This is a genomic window from Flavobacterium inviolabile (genome assembly GCF_013389455.1).
Taxonomy (GTDB): domain Bacteria; phylum Bacteroidota; class Bacteroidia; order Flavobacteriales; family Flavobacteriaceae; genus Flavobacterium; species Flavobacterium inviolabile.
Window position 1 is genome coordinate 90,881 of record NZ_CP058278.1, and the last position, 24,043, is coordinate 114,923.

22 protein-coding genes are annotated in these 24,043 nt (G+C 40.9%); 12 read left to right on the plus strand and 10 right to left on the minus strand.

Features of this window, described 5'->3' with window-relative positions; translation table 11 throughout:
- Window position 1: 1 nt before the first annotated feature.
- Window positions 2–751, minus strand: coding sequence for a hypothetical protein (locus tag HW120_RS00340; RefSeq protein ID WP_177729911.1), 750 nt, complete (start codon window positions 749–751; stop codon window positions 2–4).
- Between the two features lie 134 nt (window positions 752–885).
- Here HW120_RS00340 and lysS point away from each other — a divergent pair, with 134 nt between their 5' ends.
- Entirely contained in the window at window positions 886–2,586 is a 1,701-nt protein-coding gene (gene lysS, locus HW120_RS00345) for a lysine--tRNA ligase (RefSeq protein ID WP_177729912.1), read from the plus strand.
- Window positions 2,587–2,775: 189 nt separating this feature from the next.
- The gene (locus tag HW120_RS00350) at window positions 2,776–3,171 is read left to right on the plus strand and encodes a hypothetical protein (protein ID WP_177729913.1); all 396 of its coding nucleotides are present in this window, start codon (window positions 2,776–2,778) and stop codon (window positions 3,169–3,171) included.
- A 32-nt stretch (window positions 3,172–3,203) separates the two neighbouring features.
- Here the strand turns inward: HW120_RS00350 and HW120_RS00355 are convergent, their stop codons facing one another.
- The 4 genes from HW120_RS00355 to HW120_RS00370 form a co-directional block, all read right to left on the minus strand.
- Complete coding sequence (locus tag HW120_RS00355; protein ID WP_177729914.1) at window positions 3,204–4,166, minus strand: transporter family protein; 963 nt, start codon at window positions 4,164–4,166, stop codon at window positions 3,204–3,206.
- A gap of 144 nt (window positions 4,167–4,310) precedes the next feature.
- Complete coding sequence (locus HW120_RS00360) at window positions 4,311–5,354, minus strand: cytochrome-c peroxidase (RefSeq protein ID WP_177729915.1); 1,044 nt, start codon at window positions 5,352–5,354, stop codon at window positions 4,311–4,313.
- A 57-nt stretch (window positions 5,355–5,411) separates the two neighbouring features.
- A complete protein-coding gene (locus tag HW120_RS00365) occupies window positions 5,412–6,194 on the minus strand; it encodes an MbnP family protein (protein ID WP_177729916.1) in 783 nt (260 codons plus the stop codon).
- 94 nt (window positions 6,195–6,288) lie between these two features.
- The gene (locus HW120_RS00370; protein WP_246297015.1) at window positions 6,289–6,663 is read right to left on the minus strand and encodes a hypothetical protein; all 375 of its coding nucleotides are present in this window, start codon (window positions 6,661–6,663) and stop codon (window positions 6,289–6,291) included.
- 169 nt (window positions 6,664–6,832) lie between these two features.
- On the opposite strand from HW120_RS00370, the gene HW120_RS00375 reads away from it, so the two are divergent.
- Window positions 6,833–7,267 carry a hypothetical protein gene (locus tag HW120_RS00375; protein WP_177729917.1) on the plus strand — a complete coding sequence of 145 codons (435 nt, stop codon included), beginning with the start codon at window positions 6,833–6,835 and terminating at the stop codon, window positions 7,265–7,267.
- A gap of 77 nt (window positions 7,268–7,344) precedes the next feature.
- Window positions 7,345–7,671: a hypothetical protein gene (locus HW120_RS00380; RefSeq protein WP_177729918.1), complete on the plus strand. Its 327-nt coding sequence runs from the start codon at window positions 7,345–7,347 to the stop codon at window positions 7,669–7,671.
- 49 nt (window positions 7,672–7,720) lie between these two features.
- Here HW120_RS00380 and hemL read toward each other — a convergent pair whose 3' ends face one another.
- The 4 genes from hemL to HW120_RS00400 form a co-directional block, all read right to left on the minus strand.
- A complete protein-coding gene (gene hemL, locus HW120_RS00385; RefSeq protein WP_177729919.1) occupies window positions 7,721–9,007 on the minus strand; it encodes a glutamate-1-semialdehyde 2,1-aminomutase in 1,287 nt (428 codons plus the stop codon).
- Window positions 9,007–9,876: a glucosaminidase domain-containing protein gene (locus HW120_RS00390; protein ID WP_177729920.1), complete on the minus strand. Its 870-nt coding sequence runs from the start codon at window positions 9,874–9,876 to the stop codon at window positions 9,007–9,009. The genes hemL and HW120_RS00390 overlap by 1 nt, the downstream gene beginning before the upstream one ends.
- A gap of 28 nt (window positions 9,877–9,904) precedes the next feature.
- The gene (locus tag HW120_RS00395) at window positions 9,905–10,810 is read right to left on the minus strand and encodes a 1-aminocyclopropane-1-carboxylate deaminase/D-cysteine desulfhydrase (protein WP_177729921.1); all 906 of its coding nucleotides are present in this window, start codon (window positions 10,808–10,810) and stop codon (window positions 9,905–9,907) included.
- 73 nt (window positions 10,811–10,883) lie between these two features.
- Window positions 10,884–12,776 carry a T9SS type A sorting domain-containing protein gene (locus HW120_RS00400; protein ID WP_177729922.1) on the minus strand — a complete coding sequence of 631 codons (1,893 nt, stop codon included), beginning with the start codon at window positions 12,774–12,776 and terminating at the stop codon, window positions 10,884–10,886.
- Between the two features lie 421 nt (window positions 12,777–13,197).
- On the opposite strand from HW120_RS00400, the gene HW120_RS00405 reads away from it, so the two are divergent.
- Complete coding sequence (locus tag HW120_RS00405; protein ID WP_177729923.1) at window positions 13,198–17,271, plus strand: GEVED domain-containing protein; 4,074 nt, start codon at window positions 13,198–13,200, stop codon at window positions 17,269–17,271.
- Between the two features lie 48 nt (window positions 17,272–17,319).
- Here HW120_RS00405 and HW120_RS00410 read toward each other — a convergent pair whose 3' ends face one another.
- Entirely contained in the window at window positions 17,320–17,655 is a 336-nt protein-coding gene (locus tag HW120_RS00410; protein ID WP_177729924.1) for a hypothetical protein, read from the minus strand.
- Between the two features lie 28 nt (window positions 17,656–17,683).
- Here HW120_RS00410 and HW120_RS00415 point away from each other — a divergent pair, with 28 nt between their 5' ends.
- From HW120_RS00415 to HW120_RS00445, 7 genes are all read left to right on the plus strand, one after another.
- Window positions 17,684–17,860, plus strand: a complete 177-nt coding sequence (locus HW120_RS00415) for a DUF5522 domain-containing protein (protein WP_177729925.1) — start codon at window positions 17,684–17,686, stop codon at window positions 17,858–17,860.
- A gap of 127 nt (window positions 17,861–17,987) precedes the next feature.
- Window positions 17,988–19,973, plus strand: a complete 1,986-nt coding sequence (locus HW120_RS00420; protein ID WP_177729926.1) for a urocanate hydratase — start codon at window positions 17,988–17,990, stop codon at window positions 19,971–19,973.
- A gap of 22 nt (window positions 19,974–19,995) precedes the next feature.
- The gene (locus tag HW120_RS00425; RefSeq protein ID WP_177729927.1) at window positions 19,996–20,529 is read left to right on the plus strand and encodes a DUF4136 domain-containing protein; all 534 of its coding nucleotides are present in this window, start codon (window positions 19,996–19,998) and stop codon (window positions 20,527–20,529) included.
- Window positions 20,530–20,589: 60 nt separating this feature from the next.
- Entirely contained in the window at window positions 20,590–20,967 is a 378-nt protein-coding gene (locus tag HW120_RS00430) for a group III truncated hemoglobin (RefSeq protein WP_218618743.1), read from the plus strand.
- Between the two features lie 76 nt (window positions 20,968–21,043).
- Window positions 21,044–22,804: an aromatic amino acid hydroxylase gene (locus HW120_RS00435; protein WP_177729929.1), complete on the plus strand. Its 1,761-nt coding sequence runs from the start codon at window positions 21,044–21,046 to the stop codon at window positions 22,802–22,804.
- A 68-nt stretch (window positions 22,805–22,872) separates the two neighbouring features.
- On the plus strand, window positions 22,873–23,181 hold the full coding sequence (locus tag HW120_RS00440; RefSeq protein ID WP_177729930.1) for a rhodanese-like domain-containing protein: 309 nt from the start codon (window positions 22,873–22,875) through the stop codon (window positions 23,179–23,181).
- Between the two features lie 111 nt (window positions 23,182–23,292).
- Complete coding sequence (locus tag HW120_RS00445; protein WP_177729931.1) at window positions 23,293–24,015, plus strand: suppressor of fused domain protein; 723 nt, start codon at window positions 23,293–23,295, stop codon at window positions 24,013–24,015.
- The last annotated feature ends 28 nt before the right edge of the window (window positions 24,016–24,043 follow it).

The following is a 24,043-nucleotide window of genomic DNA, read 5'->3' on the forward strand; positions in this document are numbered from 1 at the left end:
ATTATTTATTTTCCAGAAAAACATCAAAACTCATCGATTCCGGTTTTTCCACATAATCCAAAAACGGGAATTGTATCGTAACTGTTTTTCTGTCTTCACTAAAAAGCGCATTTTTTACACTAACCGATTTTATTTTTTTCGGGAAATGGTATTTCACAGTATAATTAAATGCCGCCAGCATCGGCCGGATCGAACCCAGACTGTCCACTATTTGTTTTTGCAACACGGCATCTTTTACTTTTACCGTTCTGGAGAATTTTTTTCCGTTAAACGAAAACTTCAGTTCCGTGTTGCCATCTTCCATTTTTGAAATCGGACTCTGACTTCCCTTCCCTTTCGATTTCAATTCATCAATCGATTTCATCACCGTCATCATATCCACCAGATCCATGGTACTTTTAAAATCACTGAAAAGTGAGAAAAAGAAAGTCTTTTCACTTTCATTGATTTTCATGTTCACGGCAAAATTTTCCATCTTCTTCAGTTTTGCCTGTTCTGCCGCAGGCAATTTTGCAATACTGTCCTTTTTCTGCGCCAGCAATTCCTTAAATGTAAAAGTAGAATCGATCACTTCCGACTTTCCTTTCCCGATCATCTCTTCACCGCCCATTTCCATTATTGCCGAAGCATCAACATCAAAAGAAATCTTTCCGCTTCCGTCGCTGTTCAAATTAATATTCTCTGTAAAATTACAACTGGTTGCGATTACCGAAACGCATAAAACCAAAAACATCCGAACCTTTTCAATCATAATAGTATCAATTAAAAATGTGATTCAAAGATACTGCTTTCCGCATTTATAACCATCATAATCATTTTCAAAATTTGAAATTGACTCATTCTCAAATTATACCTATCTTTGCACGCTTAAAATAAATCACAATTATGCAACTTTCAGAACAAGAAATCATCAGAAGAGAAAAATTGGGCAGGTTGAAAGAACTTGGAATAAACCCATATCCCGCAAATTTGTTTCCCGTAGATCATACGTCGAAGCAGGTCAAGGAAACTTTTGAAGAAGGAAAGAAGGTAATTGTGGCCGGACGTTTAATGTCGTCCCGTATACAGGGAAAAGCTTCCTTTGCCGAAATTCAGGACAGCGAAGGACGTATTCAGGTTTATATTAACCGTGATGAAATTTGCCCGGACGACGACAAAACATTATACAACGAAGTTTTCAAAAAACTAATCGACTTAGGTGACTTTATCGGTATTGAAGGAGAACTTTTCACCACACAGGTTGGCGAAAAAACCCTGCGTGCTAAAAAAATCTCATTACTAAGCAAAACATTACGTCCGCTTCCGCTTCCAAAAGTAGATGCCGACGGTAATATTTTTGATGCTTTTACCGATCCGGAATTACGCTACCGTATGCGTTATGTGGATTTAGTAGTAAATCCGCAGGTAAAAGACGTTTTCATTAAAAGAACCAAACTTTTCAACGCAATGCGTACGTTCTTTAACGAAAAAGGCTATTTTGAAGTAGAAACACCAATATTACAATCCATTCCCGGTGGCGCAGCAGCAAGACCGTTCATCACACACCACAACTCTTTAGACATTCCGCTATACATGCGTATTGCTAACGAATTGTACCTGAAAAGACTGATCGTAGGTGGTTTTGACGGTGTCTATGAGTTCTCCAAAAACTTCCGTAACGAAGGTATGGACAGAACCCACAATCCGGAATTTACCGCAATGGAAATTTACGTAGCTTACAAAGACTACAACTGGATGATGGAATTCACCGAAAATCTTCTGGAATATTGCGCCCTTCAGGTAAACGGTACAACAAGCGCAACTTTTGGCGAACATACTGTTGACTTCAAAGCACCTTATGCCCGCGTGACCATGACGGATGCCATCAAACAGTTCACCGGATTTGATATCTCCGGAAAAACGGAAGAAGAATTAAGAGAGGCAGCCAAATCAATGGGAATTGCCGTAGACGAAACAATGGGGAAAGGAAAACTGATCGACGAAATTTTCGGAGAGAAATGCGAAGGAAACTTCATCCAGCCTACTTTCATCACGGATTATCCGAAAGAAATGAGCCCGCTTACTAAAGTACACCGTGACAATCCGGATCTGACGGAGCGTTTCGAACTAATGGTTTGCGGTAAAGAGATCGCTAACGCATATTCTGAGCTAAACGACCCGATCGATCAGCGAGAGCGTTTTGAAGCACAGTTAGCCTTATCCGAAAGAGGTGACGACGAAGCCATGTTTATTGACAATGACTTTTTACGCGCTTTGGAATACGGTATGCCGCCTACATCCGGTTTGGGAATCGGAATGGACCGTTTAATCATGTTCCTGACCAACAATCCATCCATCCAGGAAGTTTTATTCTTCCCTCAGATGCGTCCGGAGAAAAAAGCCATCCAGATTGAATTGGAAGCAGAAGAAAAAGCCATCATTGCTATTCTTGAAAAAAGCAACAACGCTTTAGAATTAGCCGAATTGAAAAATCAGGCAGGACTAAGCGGTAAAAAATGGGATAAAGCCATGAAGGCCTTATCACAGCACGGACTGACCAAAGTTGTTGTTAACGGCGAAAGTAAAGTAGTGGAATTACAATCGTAATTACCCTCAATCATATTTACAAAAAAGGAGTTCTTCACGGAGCTCCTTTTTTTTAACCGCTAACAACCAGCATTTTCCGTATTTAATCGACAAAAAATACACTTAAAAGAAAATAACATCCGCTCCCCGCTTTAATCGCTAATTTTAAGCAAAACTTCACGGAATCAACAACTTAAAACCAATAAGATTATGAAAAAGCTCTTTATTTTAATCTTAGGTATTGTATCCTTAACCTGCAACGCACAGCAGCAACCCGTTTTGACCGCCGAGCAAAAAGCCAAAATGGAAGTAAAAAGAATGGCAACCGATCTGGATTTAACAACAGTCCAGCAGCAACAGCTGGAAAAGATCTTACTTGAAAACAATCGGAAAACCGGCGACATCAAGCAGCGTCTTCAATCTGCCAAACCGGAAGAAAACCAGACGTTAAAAGAAGAATATATCGAAAGCCTGAAAACACTAAAAGCAAACCTGAAAGCCGTCTTAACAGCCGAACAACAGGACAAATGGGATGCTATTTACAAAAAACGCTTCCAGGGACAGCATCAGCCACAAAATCCGGCCAGTGCACAAAAAGCACCATAAAAAAAGGACTCAACGGAGTCCTTTTCTTTTTTTTACAGCGTATAATTCAAATTAACACTCCACCGGTATTGGGCTTCTACCCTTCCTCCGGTTAAATTCTGATTGATCGGCAGCATGGTATTCAACCCTAACGAAAATTTATCTTTACCCACTTCAATACCGAATTTTCCAAAAAGGATATCACCGGCCGTATTGCGAAGTTGCTGCTTGTACTGATAATTATTGCCATACACCTCACCGGCTATTCCGATTTGCGGTACCAGGGCAAACGTTTTAACCGTCATCATATAGAACAATGTTGAAGCATAATTAAATTGATTTCCAAAACGGTAATTTTTCTGATTTTCCGTTTTCAGCGTATAACTCGCCATAGTATTCAAACCAAAATCGCCCTGCTTTAAAACATATTCAGAAGCAAAAATATAATCCCAGCTTCCGGTTCCTACCTGGAAACTCGGATTCACACTACCGCTGTTAAACTCCTTATATTTTCCCGTTGGCGCCTTAACACCACCACCCAATTGCAGCGTGTGCCGGAACAGCGTACTGTCCTTTGTGGTTTCATAAACCGTGTACATTCCCAAAACCGTAATATCACCCAATCCGGATATCTGCTGGTTTCCCGTAACCGTTTCCCTATTGTGAAAATGATAGGGTGCCAGCACCGAAAGCTGTACTTTTTTCACTATCGGAATACGCGCCCAGACCTGAATGGTATTGAAATTTTCTTCATACCAGGGAGAATCCGAAAACAAACCATCATTACTTTTATAATGCTGGTTAAAATAACGGACTCCAACAAAATTACTGTTCAGCATCGACGAAAATCCCAGACTTCCGCCGCTCGCCGAACACCCGCAGGCATCGCAGTCATCATAATATTCCAGAGGCTGAAAATATCGTTTAAAAGGGTTCGCCCAATTGAGACTGTCTTTTTCTGCCGCCTGTGTTAAAGCTGCCCAAAAAAGCAATAGTACTATACTATATTTTTTCATTTTTATTTCTTTTTTACGGACCTGCAACAGTCCACTTTTTTACTAAAAAAATGCTTTTATCACAATACCATACCGCTATAAAAACATTTTAAAATTAGAATACTTTCTAACCAAAAACACACCTCAAACAGGCGCTGTTTTCCATTAATATTCCGAAAACCGTTTATCGGTTAAATATTGCATATCGGTTAACGTTTTCAAAAACGCTACTAATTTTGTTTTTTCATTTCCGCTCAGTGGAATCCCTAAAGAACCACTACTCTTTAAAGCCGGATCCAGCGTTGGCGAATCCACCACACCCTGCGCATAGTGATTCAAGACCGCTTCCAGTGTAAAAAACCGGCCATCATGCATATATGGTGCTGTTTTTTCAATATTCCGAAGGCTAGGCACTTTAAACTTATAGTAATCTTCCGGCAATTCGGTAACACGGTAACGCCCGATATCGTTGATAAGCGGATTCACGGCCAAACCATTGTTACGGTACGAATTGTCTGTAAACAAATCTGTCGCATGGCAGGAAGCACATTTTTGATTAAAAATCGTATAACCGTCAAGTTCTTCCTGGGTTAAATTACCACCCGGTTCATTTCGCCTGAACTTATCAAATCGCGAATTGGAAGAGGTTACCATAACCATAAACTGTCCCAAGGCTTTCAGCATGTTTTCAGAATTGATCGCCCCATCGGAAAATGCCTGTTTAAACAGTTTCTGATAGGTCTTATCGCTTTTCATCATACTCACAATTTCTGCAAGGTTACCATTCATTTCAATCTCACTGGTCAGCGGGATCAAAGGCTGTAAATCCAGGTGCGTTGTAGCGCCATCCCACATATAAGCCGTCTGAAAGGCAAGGTTCTGAATAGGTGGTGTATTCCGGGTTCCAATATTATCGCCAACACCATGGCTAAAGGTGTGCCCATGATGTGTAAAAGCATCCTCCTGTATATGGCAGAATCCGCAGGAAACCAATCCGTCTGAGGATAAGCGGCCGTCATAAAACAGTTTTTTACCAAGCTCAAATCCTTTTTCCGTAAGGGGATTGTTTTGCAGATTATAAGCCAAAGGCGGAAAATTGGAAGGCACTTTAAAGGCAATCGGAATATTTTGATATTCGTCGGAATCACCATCGTTCGAACAGCTCCACAACAAAGGAAGCATGAGCAATACTAAGATTTTCACTTTCATAATTTTCATATTTCAAAAAGCTGCCAATCCAAAAAAACCGGCAGCTTTTTAAATTGCTTAATCGTTATGAACGTGATCTACAGCAAACATGGACTGTACATTAGCCGTAATAGAAGCCAAAATCGCTCCACCCATAATATTGGGTTGTTGTGAAAGCCCTATTTTATTTGCTCCGTCAAGGATCTTAGACAAATCCGCCATGATGTGCACCTGTGGCGTGATTGTTGGCCGCACCAAAGCTTTATCCGGGAAGTTAAGTGATACTTCCGTATAGTTATAATTCGTTCCGGTTTGTCCTGTATGTACCTTAAATAATGTTGACTGCGCAACCGTTGCAGAAGTAAAGTTTCCTTCGAAAGCTAAAAACTTATACCCGGCACTCCAGGACCACATCATCCCTTCTGCCTGAGCCTGAGCCAGGAAGTCACCCTGTCCGGCAGCTCCTAAATTAAACTGCTCCTGGTCTACTCCTATTCCGAATTTAACCGATTTGTAATTTCCGGCCGGAATATCGGCAAGCTCAACGGTAAACAAAACCGGACTTTGCTCTTTTATAATGAAATAGCTTTTACTTTTCGGATAGGTATAGGTAGATCCGTCATCTTTTGTCAATACAATATTGCTGACAATATATTTAATATTATCCACCTTAATGGCTTCACCCTGCGATGTGGTATAGGTCGCCCCCATAATAAAATCGGTTTCCCCGTAACGGTGATCGAATTTTAATTTTAAACTTCCGTTACCTTCTGTTGAATTTATTACGTCATCATTACTACATGACCCTAAAGCAATAGCACATGCAATTGCCAATACTTTTTTATAGAATTGAAATTTCATTTTTTATTTTTTAAAATATACGACATGTCATTCCCCTGATGGAAAATACCATCAAAAGAGTGTTGTTTTGCTCCGATGGAGCGCCCATTAAATTTTAAGAAATAAAAGCCGGCGGATGAAAAACGGCATTGGTACCCAAATGGGTATACAAATTAGAATAACTGAAGTTTTTTTGTGTTTTTCCGACAGATGGCAGTACTGCTAATTCGAAGTTTTTCTGAATTTCCAGAAACAACACTTCTACTTCTGCTCTTACATTTTTCTTATCGGTCGATAACGGCTTTTCTGTTTCGGAAGATTTTGCCAATTCTTTCATTAAATGACACTTTCCGTTACAGGCCATTTCGGGTTTTGCCTTGTTTTCACAAAGTACGGTAGTGATGTAGTCATAATTAATAACATACTCAAAAACCGGAAGTATCGGTTTGAAGAGTACAAAGAAAATGATTATGACTATTCCTGATTTCACGCGGCAAAGGTAGCCTTCAAAAGCGGTAACTCCAAAAAATATGGTTGTATCTTTTTACGGAAACAATATAAATGTTATATTTTTTTAACTTTTTTTTATTACACCCGATTTTAAACCTTTTATTCCAACGGCTGTCAAAGGAACATAACAACTTACAAAAGAAAGTATTATGAAAAAACTAATTTTAGCAATCTGCCTAACAGCAACAATGTTTGGATTTGCACAGGAAAAAGCAACAAGAGGAGAACGCGAACGCATGACTCCGGAGCAACAGGTACAATTACAGGTTAAAAGAATGACCCTTGATCTTGATTTAACTGCAAAACAGCAAAAAGATGTAGAAAAGCTTTTAACAGAACAAAGCCAGAAACGCGAGGCAGTCAAAGCGGCTCAGGGTGATGTAAAGAAAAACTACAAAGAAATGACCAGCGACGAGCGTTTTGCCATGCAAAACAAACGTATGGATGAGAAAATTGCCTTTAAAGGCGAAATGAAAAAAATCCTGAATGCCGGCCAGATGGAAAAATGGGAAAAACGCGACAATATGCGCCAGGAAAGAATGGAAAAAAGAGTGCAAAACTTTAAAAATAAAGAACGTCAATAATTTTTCGGCAGTTTTTTTAGTAAAATATCATAAAATAAGTTAGTTTTGGCTTCCAAACACTGATAATTTATTACCAAATGAAAAAATTAGCGGCTCTATTTTTTATGATTATTGCTTTTTCTGTCAGCGCTTCTGCACAGGAGCTAAGCAAGGAATTAGCCAGTAAGGTTCAGAATGACATGACTGTTTTAACAGCACAGATCAAGCTTACGGAAGCTCAGAAGACGGAAGTAACAAAAGCTTTTGTGATGAAACATCAGAATTTAGCAGTTAAAGATTTATCAGATGGTCGTAAAAAAGAATTGGCCAGAGTAGTTGAACATTATTTAAAAGCGCCGTTAACGCCTTCGCAATTAGAGCAGTTAAATGCTCAGCCGGACTTAGTTAACCGTCTTACACATTAATAAAAAAAGCGCACTATATAGTGCGCTTTTTTCTTTTTATACTTTTCTGTTATAATTCCTGAGCCACTTTCCCGACGGCAGCAATTGTAAAATCCAGATCTTCATACGTCAGTGCATCCGTTATAAACCAGGTTTCATAAGCCGAAGGTGCGATATAAACCCCTTCTCTTAACAAGCCGTGGAAGAATTTTTTAAACGAATCGTTATCGCCGTTTTTCGCCGTATCGAAATCCACAACCGGACTTCCGTCAAAATGAACGGAAATCATCGAACCCACTCTGTTAATTGTGTAGACAATACCGGCAGCATCCAGTTCTTTACGGATTCCCGCTTCCAGATAAGCCGTTTTTTGCTCCAAACGCTCAAAAAGACCTGCATTGGTATTGATTTCTTTCAGCATGGCTAATCCGGCCGCCATTGCCAGTGGATTTCCGGACAGTGTTCCTGCCTGATATACCGGCCCTAACGGTGCCAAATAGTTCATAATCTCATTTCTGGCAGCAAAAGCACCAACAGGCAATCCGCCTCCGATTACTTTACCGAACGTTACGATATCGGCTGTAATGTTGAACAATTCCTGCGCACCACCTTTTGCCAGACGAAATCCGGTCATTACTTCATCAAAAATAAGCAAGGCGCCGTTTGCTGTACAAAGTGCCCGTAATCCTTCTAAAAAGCCGTGTTGCGGCGGCACACACCCCATGTTTCCGGCTACCGGCTCCACAATGATGGCTGCAATTTCATTTTTGTTCGCTTCAAACAATGAACGCACGTTATCCAGATCGTTATAACGGGCTAACAAGGTATCCTTTGCTGTTCCCTGTGTTACTCCAGGGCTATTTGGCGAACCAAAGGTTATCGCTCCGCTTCCTGCCTGGATCAGGAAAGAATCGGAATGACCGTGGTAACAACCTGAAAATTTTATGATCTTATCCCTGTTTGTAAAACCTCTTGCCAGACGGATAGCACTCATACAGGCTTCCGTGCCGGAGTTTACAAAGCGTATTTTTTCTATTCCGGGCACCATCGAAATGGCCAATGCCGCTATTTCTGTTTCCAAAGCTGTCGGCATTCCGAATGAGGTTCCCAGCCTGGCTTTTTCAATTACCGCTTCCACAACAGGAGCGTGTGCATGTCCCAGCAGCATAGGTCCCCATGAGTTTATATAATCTAACAGACGGTTTCCGTCTTCATCATAAAGATAGGCCCCTTTAGCTTCTTTAACAAAAATTGGCGTTCCGCCAACTGATTTAAATGCACGAACCGGTGAGTTCACACCACCCGGCAAAACTGCTGATGCTGCAGCAAACAGTTCGCTGCTTCTTTTATATAACATTATGATTTTACTTTTAGTATTTGGCCAATTGATATTGCATTTGAGGTAAGGTTGTTTATTTTGATCAATTCATCAACCGTTACATTAAATTTCTTAGAAATGGAGTATAAGGTATCTCCCTGCGACACCCGGTAAGTAGTGCCATCTTCAGCAACTTTATTTGTTACTATCGGTGTTTCTTTTTTGATTACCGGTTTGTTGTAACCAGCTCCGATAACTTCCGAATCGTATTTGTACAATTCATAACGTTCGATAAGTCCGATTAATTTATCCGGATATTTCGGATCGGTAGCATAGCCGGCATTTTTAAGTCCTTTTGCCCAGGCAGTATAATCTCCTTTAGGCAATTTGAACAAAGCGGCATAGCGGCTTCTGGTTGTCAGGAACAGGGAGTGATCGCGAAAAGACTCCGCCGGATCACTGTATTTCCGGAAACATTCCTGTTCGGCATCATCATCATGACGAACACTTTCTCCCGTCCATCCGGCATGACACTTGATCCCGAAATGGTTATTTGCTTTGATACACAGCGTTCCTACACCCGCACCGGATTCCAGGATTCCCTGCGCCAGCGTGATACTCGCCGGAATACCATGATTTCGCATGTTATCCTTAGCGGTTTCTTTAAATTTGGAAATATATTCATTAACTATTTCAGTCGTTACTTTCAATTTTGAAGTAGCTTCTAAAACTTCTGTAGGTTTTGCATTTTCACCCGCATTTCCTGATTTTGTTCCTCCCGTATGTGTTTTTACGGTCGTGTGTTTTTTAGTAGTGCTATTTTTTGACGATGCCGTCCGGACCTTCGAAGAAGACCCGCAGCTGTAAACAAAAATGACAGTCAGCAGAATACAAAACTTCTTAATCATTATTTTTATTTTTAAAAGAATTCAATTGCTATTCGTTTATTATCAGTGGCATTTTTTTCTGTGCCAGTATTTTATTCATTCCTTCGATTCCCTGTAATCCTCCGGTATGGATCACCAAAATCTGTGCCTTTTCAGGAAAATAGCCCTTCGCTATCATGTCCATGACACCAAACATCATTTTACCGGTATAAACCGGATCCAGAGGTACGCCCGTTTCGGCATAGAACGCATTAATAAAACGGATCAGTGCTTCATTTATTTTCGCATATCCTCCAAAATGATAGTCATTAATAAGCTCCCAACGGCTATTATTCACAAACTTACAAATATCCTCAGATAAAAACGAACCTTTTAACGCCGGAAATCCGAGAACTTTTTGGGTACTGCCACTGGTATTGATCAATCCGGATATGGTTCCTCCCGTTCCGACAGCGCAACAAATATGGGTATATTTTATTTTATCGTCTTCCTCTAAAATCTCTTCACATCCTTTAACGGCCAGCTCGTTGGTTCCGCCTTCCGGCAGCAGGTAAAAAGCGCCGTATTTTGCCTGTAATGCTTCCACAAATGCTGCTTCCGCTTTTAACCGGTAAGCCTCACGGGATATAAAATCAAATTTCATGCCTTGCTGTTCGGCAAACCGCAAAGTCGGATTTTCCCGAATCTTGTCGCTCAGTTCTTCTCCCCTGATAATCCCGATCGTTTCAAATCCGAAATGAAATCCCGCAGCCGCAGCCGCAGCTATATGGTTTGAAAAAGCACCGCCAAAAGTCAACAGCCTTGTAAATCCTTCTTTTTTGGCTTTTTCAAGATTGTAATACAGTTTACGATATTTATTACCGGAAAGAAAAGGATGAATTAAATCTTCTCTTTTAACCGTTACGGAGATTCCATCAGGGAGGATTAACGGCAATTGCTGACTACTGCTTTTCATACTTTACAAAAGTATCATTTTAAACAAAAACAGCTCCCAAATGGAAGCTGTTTTTAAATATTTTAAATAAATTTTAATTTTTAATTATGATTTTCTTACTTATTTCCAGATTGTCAGCGGTAGCCATTTTTACAATATAGATACCATCACTCAAATTAGAGGTCGGAAATTCATAAGAGGCACTGCTTCCCAGTTTTGATTTGGTAAAGATGGTTTTTCCAACGACATCATACAAAACCAGTGTGTTGATATCCAACAGCATCGGATTGTTAATGGTAAGGTTATGCGAAGCATTATTCTGGTAAACTACCAGGCTGTTTTTGATATCTTCACCAACGCCCAATATATTATCATCTTTAAATGTAATCTCATAATCCGTTTTATTGGTACCTGCCGGCAGGTTCAATTCGTAAACACCATTTTTAATATCATGGTATACATTATTTACTTTATCATGCAGGTAAACATTGGAAACATCTTCAAAATTGATAATTTCCTTTACGGTGATTTTATAATTGGCAGGCTGATCATTTTTAAAACCTACCGGAATACGTTTGTCTTCATCAAAGGCAATAGCGCTGATAATACATTCTTTATTGTCTATCACAAAAAAGGAATCAGAAGGCAAGGCATCATCCGATGACAAGGCGTCCATACCTCTGTCATAACTGTCGGTCGCTTCCGGATGAAAAACAATCACACCCTGGCGAACGCCCTGATTATCAATTAAAGTATTGATACGGATCTGCGGCATTGGCAATTTACTACCATTGGTATAGTCAATACCGGATACTGCTTGTATCGGTGGGAAATTCTCATCCGTACTGTCGCTGTTATTCACAAAAGCTGTTGAATTTGCGCTTTTTTCAAAATCAGAATTGGTAACCGTTCCTTCTTTTACAAATACGCGGTATTTATTTTTCATTGTAACGGTACCGGCACCCACGCCCATAACCATAAATCCTTGTCCAACCGGAGAAAAACGTCGCTCAAAATGCTGACCCGGTATCGAAACCACCGGTCCCTGATTACCGGAACCGTCATAAGAGTAAAAAATTGCCGGTGTATAAACCCCGGGGCCTGCTGTTCCGGCAAGTACCTGTGCTAAAGTTGCCGCCGGCGTAAACGTACCGTATCCGCCCTGGTAGTTTGCCAGATAATGCGAATTTACCGTTTTATCCTGCTCCCAAAACTGAGCTGTTCCGTCACAAGCCGGATTATCCAGCAGAAAATAGCTCAAATCAATTGCTGAAGGATACGGATTTCCGGTTAACGTTTGCTGTCCCGCAAGTGTCGGGATAACAATATCACCGTCGTTTGGACGCCCTCTAAAGTCGATACGCTGTTTGGCACCCGGATTGTTGGCAACCGTACCATCCACATTATTGGAATCGGTACCGGCTGTTCCTTTCATCGTAAATCCTTCGCCGGCAGCTAAAGGCTGACCGTTTCCGATATGTGCCCAGCCGGTATAAGCCGTTGAACTGATAAATTTCCATAACCATCGGGAAGAAATCGACAACGGACTGGCTTGTCCGTCCCAGGATCCCCATGGCAGTATCGTTGCAGCAGTACTACTCGTAATGCTTACCGGTCTGTAAAACAAACTGTTTACATTGCCGTTTAAATTTCCTAAAACACCTTCCTGACCGGATGCTACCGTTCCCACCGGTGAACACCAGTAGTTATAATCATAATTATCCGAAGTACCTTCCTGGTAAACGGTCATCTTACCGCCACCGCTATTCTGGGTATTACCTGCAACACCCTGCATAAGCTGGCCTCCTCTTCTAAGATATACATATCCGTCGTTACCGGTTAAACTGGCTAAAACGACATCCTGTTTGACAAACAATAATTCATTATTGACAAAAACATAACTGTTTGGGCTCACATACATCTGGGCCTGGCTTAAAAAAGCGGCACCAAATAAAAAAATTACTAAAAGGCTTTTCTTCATCATCATTAAATTCTGTTTTTTAAGTAGTTACAAAAATACACATTTTATTTTTAAAAAAACATCAAGGGATATAAAGCCTTTAAAACGGGACAACAAAACCGGGGGACGATTCCCTTTTAGCACTTCATATATGTTTCATTCATTTGTAATTCATAACAAATTACACAGTTAAATTTACTCATTTTTTTTAACAAAAAAATCAATTTCAGGGTCAAATTTTACACTCCGTAAAAAAATATATTCATTTTTAACACATAATTACGGTTTTACCATAAAATTGGTTCCGGAATTTTAATTATTGTTTTCAAAAAATGCACTTTATCGATTAAAGGGAATCCTTCATCGAAATTCAGTCAAAACGCACCTCACGTGTGATTCTTAGTACATACTTTCGTACTGTAAAATTAACCCCTAAAGATTTTATAGTATGTTAACCAGCCCCCAAAACAACAGAAAATCTGATGACTTTTTTAAAGTTATCAACGTTTTTAATTTTAATCAGTTTAATCTTAAAAACCTTTCCTTTTTAAATGTGATAGCCTTTTTATCATTGTTCATTTACAATACCGGTTATGCACAGGTTAGCAATTATACTTTTTCCGAATCAACCTCAACTTATACCGCAATTACCGGAGCTTCAACTGTTTTCAATAATGGTTGGGACAATAACACAACACCAAATAATATTGCGATTGGGTTTACTTTCAACTATAACGGTACAAACTATACTACTTGTTCGGTAAATAGTAACGGGTTTATAACTTTCGGAACCACATTATCCAACACTAATGAATACAATCCGATTTCTTCATCAACTGCCTATAGCGGAGCGATCAGTGCATTGGGAGTAGATTTAAAAAGTAACGGTTCTGCCATAACCTATAAAACAATAGGAAGTGCTCCTAACCGTGTTTTTGTGGTACAATGGACTAATGCCGAGAGAGATGCTGAAGACGGAGATTTTAACTTTCAGATTCGTTTAAATGAAACTTCCAATACCGTTAACATTTCATACGGTAGCTGTCAGCCATCAGACAATAGTGTTGTATATGTTCAGGTAGGTCTTAGAGGTAGTTCAAACAGTGACTTCAACAACAGATCACAACCTTCTAACGGAAAATGGATGGGAAATACTAATGCTGGTACAAATAACAACGATGCCAACAGAACAAGATCAGGAAATTCCAATGGTTCATATCCAAATACAAACTTATTATACACCTGGACACCATCTTCAACACCTCCAGGAGTTTGCATCCCTTCATCTTCATCAAATACCTTTTATATCTCCAGCTATAAAACAACCGGAGCTGTAGTAGATGCTCCTACAAACACAACAGGATACAGCACTTCCGGATATGGCGATTATACTGCTCTAACACCGGCACAACAAATTCCGGGTGGCGGAATCAATGTTAGCCTTGTTTTGTCCGGAGGAATACAAACCGCAAGAGTTTGGGTAGACTGGAACAAAAACAACACTTTTGAAGATGCTTCAGAAATCGTTTTTACTACCAATACAAGCTTTATTTCCAATACTTTTGGTTTTGTGGTACCAACAGGAACAGCTCCTGGCGATTACAGAATGCGTATCCGTACAAAATCTACTGCTGCCTGCGGATCTAATGCTGATGGCGAGACAGAAGATTACACCATCCGTGTAATTCAGGATTGTTCTGCAAAAATAGCAAGTGCTCCAACAGTTGAACAGTGCGGAACAGGAGCAGTAACGTTAACAGTAACCGGTACTTCCGGAGTAACATCATACAAATGGTACACTACCGAAAGCGGAGGAACAGCTATAGCCGGTGCTACATCAGCATCATACACTACGCCATCCCTATCGGCTACAACAACGTATTATGTAACAGCCTTAAACGGATCATGCGAATCTCTGGTTCGTACGCCGATTATCGCAAAAATAAAACCGGTTCCTAATATCACCATTACCCCTGCTTCTCCTCAAATATGCGGTGAAGAAGATTTAGTACAGATCTCTGCAGCAGGAAGTACAGAAGTAGTCGATTTATTAAATGAGACTTTTGAAACATCAGGACTTGGCGCTTTTACAAAAGCAAATATCGCCAATGGTGATGCCGCAACAGAATGGCAGCAAAAAACCAGTGTTTACAAAACTGTTTCCGGTGTTTGGAAACCGGCAATCAGCTCCGGAGCGATAGGCAACAAATTTGCTTTTACGACTTCTGACTATAGTATTACCAACACAAGAAATTTAGCATTACAAACAACAAACAGCTATAACACTACAAATTTCATCGATTTATCATTGACATACAGACAGTATTTCTCTTGTTATGGAAACGGAGACAAGGCTATCGTTGAAGTTTCAACAGATAACGGGACTTCCTGGACACCGGTACAAACATTCACCTCAAGTCAGGGATCACCTGGTAAATTCGCAACTGTAACTATTCCGTTAAACAGCTATGTAGGAGTTGCAAACCTGAAATTAAGATTCCTATATACCGCAGTTTATGCTGACGGATGGGCTATTGATGATGTTGTTTTAAGCGGAACAAGACCGTTAACATCAAACTTTACCTGGACAGGAGCTACGATTGATGCCTATACTGATGCTGCCGGAACAGTACCATATACCAACCAGGCTGTAAACGTCGTTTACATCAAACCTTCTACTGCTCAGTTAGAAGTAAACAACTGGTCGTTTACTGCGAATGTACAATTAACCAATGGCTGTACTGCTTCAAAATTAGTTAACGTTACAAACAAATCTAAAGTTTGGCAGGGTAACAACGGTAACTGGAATGATCCTAACAACTGGCTTCCTGTAGGAGTACCAGCAGCAGACAACTGTGTAATCATCAAACCGGCTACAAATTATGCTAATGTAAACGGAACCAACTATGTAGGTTTAGCAAAAACATTAACCGTAAGAACAAATGCCCGTCTTGAAGTTCCAACAGGAAACGGTGTAAACGTGGTTAACAAAATTACAGTACAAAACAACGGTACTTTCAATTTAGCGAACAGCGCCAGTATTATCCAGACAGATAATGTTGCCAATTCCGGAATTGTAAACATCAAACGTACGACACAACCAATGTATCGTTATGACTTTACGTACTGGAATTCACCGGTAACCTTAGCTTCTAATTTTACTTTAAGCGCTTTATCTCCAAACACTTTGTCTGACAAATACTATCGTTGGCAGCCAACAATCAACGGAGGTTACGGAAACTGGATTGGTGTAAATGCAACCACAACAGCTATGGATCCGAGAATGGGCTATATCGTGAGAGCACCACAATCATTTGATTTAAATCCGGCAAATAAAACAACCTATACGGCAACTTTTGTTGGAACACCAAATAATGGCGACATCACTATTCCGATCGCTATCGGTACAGATGCAAACGTTGGTAATGGAGTAACCGCTGATGACGACCAGTGGAACCTTATCGGAAACCCATACGCTTCAGCAATTGACGTGGTATCTTTCTTAAACGAAACAACGAATAAAACATTATTGGACGGAACCGTATATGTATGGACACACAATACTCCGATACAAACCGGAACAGCAAATCCTTTTTATGGAAACTATTCTTATAACTATACCTCTTCCGATTATGCTACTGTAAACAAATTCGGGGCTACAGCAACAGCAATTTCAGGAGGTACACAACCAAGCCGTTATATCGCTTCCGGTCAGTCTTTCTTTGTAAAAGGAATTGCAAACGGAAATGCTAAATTCATCAACAGTATGAGAGTTAGCGGATCTAACAATACATTCCTGAAAAGCGGAGCTGCACAAATTAACCCGGAAACACAGGCTGTGAATTCAGGTGAACTTGAAAAACACCGCATCTGGTTAAACTTAGCGAATGCTAACGGAGCGTTCAGTCAGATCCTGGTAGGATATGCTGAAGGAGCAAGTTTAGACTTCGACAGAGGATTAGATGGTCAGGCTTTCGGAGGAAACGGAGTAACATTCTACTCTACTATTCCGGAAATGAACCTAACCATTCAGGCACGTCCGTTACCATTCAATGAAGACGACAAAGTAGCTTTAGGATTTAACGCTAATGCTCAGGATACTTACCAGATCGGAATTGACCACCTGGACGGAGTATTCGATACGCATGCGATTTTCCTAGAAGATAAAACACTAAATGTGATCCACGACTTAAGAACAGCGCCATACAGCTTTACTTCTGCTGCAGGAACATTTAACGACCGTTTTGTATTGCGTTTCTCAAACGGAAATTTAGGAAACGTAGATTTCACAAATGAAAACGGAATTAAAATACTTAGAGGAAATGAATTAGCAGTTCATTCTTCTTCTGAAAGAATTAAAAGCATCGTTGCCTTCGACGTATTAGGCAGAAAAATAGATGAGTACAAAAATGCTGATGAAAATGAAATTACACTTAAAAATGTAAAAAAATCAACCAGCGTAGTACTTTTAAAAATAACCTTAGAAAACGGTGCTGTTGTAGACAGAAAGACTATTTTCTAAAATTGAAAAACGCTATTATTAAAAAAGCCCTTGTTCAAACAAGGGCTTTTATTTTTTTCGCAGGTAACGCACAAAACCATAAAACGGTCTTCCCGACAAATACTCCGGATCTTTTTCATTACCGTAAGCTTCCCGCTCAAAGCTGATATTCCGGTAAGCGGTATGCTTGTCCGGATACTGGCACAAACGAACCAGATATTCCAGCCCGTACCAGATAAAAAAAGGCACAATCAGCAGCTCTAACTGCTGTTTGATATGAATTTTTTCATGGTTTAAAAAAACCGGATCCTTTTTATCTTTTACATCCGCCAGGAACACAAAAGGGAATAAAGTGATTCCTCTAAAACCTTTGGGCGTTAAATATTTTAATACAAGTACGATCATTAACCTTAAAGTTCCTAAATTTGTCCGTATGGACAACCAAAATACTAAAAATAAATTAATCCCTGGAGAAGACTATTATCTCACCCCGGAAGGTTACAAGGTTTTTACCGAACAATTCCACTTAAAAAGAGGATATTGCTGTAAAAACGGCTGCCGTCACTGTCCATACGGCTACAATAAAAACACCGGAACGATACGCAAATAGAAATGGACGTCCTTTTATTAAAATACAGAATCAAAATCCATAAATCCTATCACAGGTCAGATATTCGTTATCCTTAGCGAGGCAACGCTTCAATTTATTTATTTTTCAATTCTAAGCAGTAACAATCATGACTTTTCAAGAACAAATTTTAGAAGGGATTCCTTCCGTTTTACCACAGGCTAAACCATACGAGAGCACTATTAACCACGCTCCCAAACGTAAAGAAATATTAAGTGACGAAGAAAAAAAGCTGGCTTTAAAAAATGCCCTGCGCTACTTCGAACCAAAACATCACGCAGAATTAATTAAAGAATTTTCGGAAGAATTAGAAACATACGGCCGTATTTACATGTACCGTTTGCGTCCTGATTACCGGATGTATGCCCGCCCTATTTCGGAATATCCGGGAAAATCGGAGCAGGCAAAAGCCATCATGCTGATGATCCAGAACAACCTGGATTATGCTGTGGCACAACATCCGCACGAATTAATAACCTATGGCGGAAACGGAGCCGTTTTCAGCAACTGGGCACAATACCGCCTGACGATGAAATATCTGGCAGAAATGACCGAAGAACAAACGCTGGTGATGTATTCCGGACACCCAATGGGATTATTCCCTTCCCACAAAGAAGCACCGCGGGTGGTTGTCACTAACGGGATGATGATCCCTAATTACTCCAAACCGGACGACTGGGAAAAATTCAACGCTTTAGGCGTAACCCAATACGGGCAAATGACAGCCGGCAGCTATATGTATATCGGTCCGCAGGGAATTGTACACGGAACCACCATTACCGTATTGAATGCCGGTAGAAAAATTGCCCGAAACGGAGAAGATCTGGCAGGAAAACTGTTTGTAACCTCCGGATTGGGAGGAATGAGCGGTGCGCAGCCAAAAGCCGGTAATATCGCCGGATGCATTACCGTTTGTGCCGAAGTAAACCCGAAAATAACACATATCCGCCTCAGTCAGGGCTGGATTAACGAAGTTATCGAAGACATTGATGCTTTGGTAGCCCGCGTTCGCATAGCAAAAGAAAATAAAGAAGTGGTTTCCATTGCCTATCTGGGCAACGTTGTAGACGTTTGGGAACGTTTCCATGACGAAAACATGTATATCGACCTGGGATCCGACCAGACATCCCTGCACAACCCCTGGGCAGGTGGTTATTATCCGGCCGGAATTTCGTTTGAAGAAGCAAACGACATGATGGCAAACAATCCGGAATTATTCAAAGAAAAAGTTCAGGAAACATTACGCAGACATGCCGCAGCAATTAACAAACACACCGCAAAAGGAACCTATTTCTTTGACTACGGTAACGCCTTCCTGCTGGAAAGCTCCAGAGCCGGTGCCGATGTTATGGCGCCAAACGGTATTGACTTTAAATACCCGAGCTATGTTCAGGACATTATGGGACCAATGTGTTTCGATTATGGATTCGGACCTTTCCGCTGGGTTTGTACCTCCGGAAAACCGGAAGATCTAGCCAATACAGATGCGATTGCCTGCGAGGTTTTAGAAGAAATCATGAAAACTGCTCCGGCAGAAATACAACAGCAGATGGCCGACAATATCCGCTGGATCAAAGGTGCTCAGGAAAACAAACTGGTCGTAGGATCACAGGCACGTATCCTGTATGCCGATGCAGAAGGAAGAGCCAAAATAGCAGAAGCTTTCAATCAGGCAATTGCCAAAGGCGAAATAGGCTATGTTGTTTTAGGACGTGACCACCATGATGTATCCGGTACCGATTCTCCTTATCGTGAAACCTCAAACATCTATGACGGTTCCCGTTTCACTGCCGATATGGCTATCCATAACGTGATCGGAGACAGCTTCCGTGGCGCTACCTGGGTTTCCATTCACAACGGTGGCGGCGTTGGCTGGGGAGAAGTGATAAACGGCGGTTTTGGTATGGTTCTTGATGGTACTAAAGAAGCTTCAAGACGCTTGGAATCAATGCTTTTCTGGGACGTCAACAATGGAATTGCCAGAAGAAGCTGGGCACGTAATGAAGGAGCCGTTTTTGCAATTAAAAGAGCAATGGAAACGCAGCCTTTACTAAAAGTGACAATTCCGAATATCGTAGATGACACCTTACTTTAGTTAAATATAAAACCTATTAATTATGAAAGCTATAAAAATCCTTCCGATACTACTGCTCTTCGTTATCAGCTCCTGCAGCTCCGTAAGAGTAGCTTCCGATTTTGATAACCGAACCGACTTTAGTCAATACAAAACATACGCTTTTCATAAGGACGGGATTGACAAAGTTGAAATTTCCGATTTAGATAAAAAACGCATCCTTCGCGCCATAGACAATCAGCTCACGGCAAAAGGATTCAGCAAAAGTGACCAGCCGGAACTTCTGGTAAATATTTTTACCAAATCCAGAGAACAGGTCAGCGTAAACCAATTTAACGCCGGATGGGGTTATGGTGGTGGCTGGGGCTGGGGATACGGCTGGGGCCCTACTTACAGCTCCGTGAGTACCACCACCGAAGGCACGCTGTATATCGACATCATCGATGCCCGTAAAAATGAATTGATCTGGCAGGGAACCGGAACCGGAGTACTGACTCAGAACCGTGAAAAAAAAGAGGAACGCATCAATGAATTCGTTACGAAAATCCTGATGCAGTTTCCGCCACAAAAAAAATAAATTACCGGCTTATCATAAGCACTACAAGCCTACCTTTGCGTAGGCTTTTTTTATTCAAACATCATGAAAGACATTAGCACACTGGAAGACATCAAAAAGCTGGTGGACACCTTTTACCAAAAAGTACAGCAGGATACTTTGATCGGCCCTGTTTTCAATGAAAAAATACAGGACCGCTGGCCGGAACATCTGGCAAAAATGTATCAGTTCTGGGAAACCGTACTGCTGGACAACCACACTTATTCCGGCAGGCCTTTTCCGCCGCATGCCTTTTTACCGGTAGGCAGCGACCATTTTAACCGCTGGATACTACTCTTTACCGGAACAACCGATGCTTTATTTACCGGGCCTGTTGCAGACGAAGCCAAGCAAAGAGCTGCTAAAATGGCAGAAATGTTCCATCATAAAATAGAATACATTAAAAATAACCAAATATAACCGCCGATTTGAAATTCCAATTGCTAACTCCCTAAAGATTTCGTAATTTTACAGCAAACAGCAACAATAAAGAATCATGAATGCATCGTTTGAAACGAATCCGTTACTAGAAAGATTACCGAAACACTTACAGCAGTTTATCAAACCGCAGGATTATGACGAATATACTCCGATTAATCAGGCTGTATGGCGCTATGTGATGCGTAAAAATGTGGATTATTTAGGAAAAGTAGCCCACAGTTCTTATCTGGACGGCTTACGCCAAACAGGGATTTCCATCGAGAGCATCCCCAACATGTACGGAATGAACCGTATCCTTAAAGAAATAGGCTGGGCAGCAGTAGCTGTTGATGGATTTATTCCGCCAAATGCCTTTATGGAATTTCAGGCTTATAACGTATTGGTTATTGCCTCCGACATCCGTCAGTTAGAACATATAGAATATACCCCGGCACCGGATATCATCCATGAAGGAGCCGGACATGCACCCATTATCGCCAATCCGGAATATGCAGAATACCTGCGCCGTTTTGGAGAAATAGGCTCTAAAGCCATTTCGTCTGCAAGAGATTACGAAATGTATGAAGCCATTCGTTTGCTTTCCATTTTAAAAGAAGCCGAAGGTACTCCTCAGGATGAAATTGAAGCTGCCGAAAAACGTGTTGACGAACTGCAAAACGATATGGGCGAATTATCGGAAATGGCACAGATCCGGAACCTGCACTGGTGGACAGTGGAATACGGTTTGATCGGAACTGTTGAAAACCCTAAAATTTACGGCGCCGGACTTTTATCCTCTATCGGGGAAAGCGCCTGGTGTATGACCGATAATGTAAAGAAAATCCCGTATGATATCTCTGCAGCCAACCAAAGTTTCGACATTACAAAACCGCAGCCGCAACTGTATGTAACACCCGATTTTGCACTTTTGAGCCTTGTTCTGGAAGAGTTTGCAAACAAAATGGCCTTGCGTACCGGCGGATTATCCGGAATCCGGAAATTGATCCATTCCAAAGCATTGGGAACGGTAGAACTAAGCACCGGTATTCAGATTTCAGGAGTGTTTACCAACGTCATCGAACACGAAGGAAAACCAGTTTATATCCAGACAACCGGCCAAACGGCACTTTCCTATAGAGAAAAAGAATTAGTAGGCCACAGCACCGCTTATCATGCCGAAGGTTTCGGAAGCCCGATCGGAAAATTAAAAGGCATCAATCTTGCTATTGAGGACATGAGTCCGAGAGACTTAAGAGCGTATGCTATTTTTGAAGGAGAAACCGTTACCCTGGAATTTGAAGGAGACATTACCGTTTCCGGGGAAATCATTACCGGTTCCCGTAATTTACAGGGCAAAATCATCACCATCAGCTTTAAAAACTGTACCGTAACCCATAAAGACACTGTTTTATTCCAGCCGGAATGGGGCATTTATGATATGGCTGTCGGAAAAGAAGCGATTTCCGCTTTTTCAGGACCAGCCGATGTGCGCAGCTTTGACCTGATCACACATGTTCCGACCTCAAAAACCATTAAGGCACAAAAAACACCGGAAAGAATTAAACTGGAAGAGTTGTACCATAGCGTAAGAGCCATTCGCGACAACAATGCTCCGGATACCTTACAATCAGTATTTGAAACATTAAAAGCCGATCATCCAAAAGACTGGCTGTTAGCGGTAGAAATTGCCGAACTGGCTCATAAAAACAACAATCACGCTTTGGAAACGGCTGTTGTTTCCTATCTGGAACAACTAAAAACGGTACGTCCGGAAGTTGCCCATTTAATATCCGGCGGACTGGAACTTATTTTCGAAAGCGAAAGCGTAAACAAATAATACAAATCAGTAACAATTGTTACAACCATATTTTAGCAAGTCCCATACCTTTGATAAAAATTAAAGTTATGGGACTTTTAGATATATTAGGTTTTGGAAACAAATCGGAAAACATTAAAGCGTTTATTGCCAAAGGAGCAATTATCATTGATGTGAGAACTCCCGGTGAATTTGCCGAAGGACATATTACAAACGCTAAAAACATTCCGCTCAATGCTATTGCCGGCAAAATCCAGGATATCAAAAAGCTGGGCAAACCGGTCATTACCTGCTGCCATTCCGGAATGCGGAGCGCACAGGCTGCCACTATCCTAAAACAGCACGGCATTGAAGCCCTGAACGGTGGCGGCTGGAGCAGTCTGAACAGCAAACTGTAACAACATTGCTGTTATAAAAACATCCGGACAGCCTTAATTTAACACGAATCTTTTTTTCATTTCCTGTTACTTTTCTTATATTGTTGGCTATAATTTTTAAAACACCAACTCATGAACCAGGAACAAGATTATGATGCAAAAGGCAATCCTATTTACCGGCATACCCAGGAAAGTGACGATTCCGGAGTGGCCAGCAGCTGTCGCTATTTAGACGAAATCACAGCACATTTAGAAAACCATATCGGGGATGTTCACCTGGTTTTTCACGAAATAATTTCCGAATTTGTTCATATAGATGTTCTTTGGATCAAACCTACAGCGGATTATCCTTACAATGTACTGGTTACTTCCGGTATGAGCGACAAACCGATGCATCTTCCGGATGGAATTGAAGGAAAAGAAAACTGGCAGTATGGCGAATTAATGGTTATTCTTCCGGCTGACTGGAAAATCAGTGATGAAGATTTTGAGGATGACAAAAATTACTGGCCGGTTCATTTTTTAAAACTGATTGCCCGCTTACCGCATCAATACAACACCTGGGTTGGCTACGGACATACAATTCCGAACGGAGAAGAGGCCTATCCTTTTGCCGAAAACACTCGTTTAGGATGCATGATGGTACTTCCGCCTTATGTTAGCTTTAATGAGGAGTTTTTACAATTTAAGGCCGAAGACGGCAACCTGATTAACTTTTATGCCCTGGTACCTTTGTATAAAGAAGAAATGGAATACAAAATGACTGAAGGTGCCGATGCCTTACTGGATTTATTTGACGAATACAACATTGACGAAGTCATTACGTTAGACCGTCCGAATGTATGCTTATCATAAAAAACAAACCCGCATAAAGCGGGTTTTG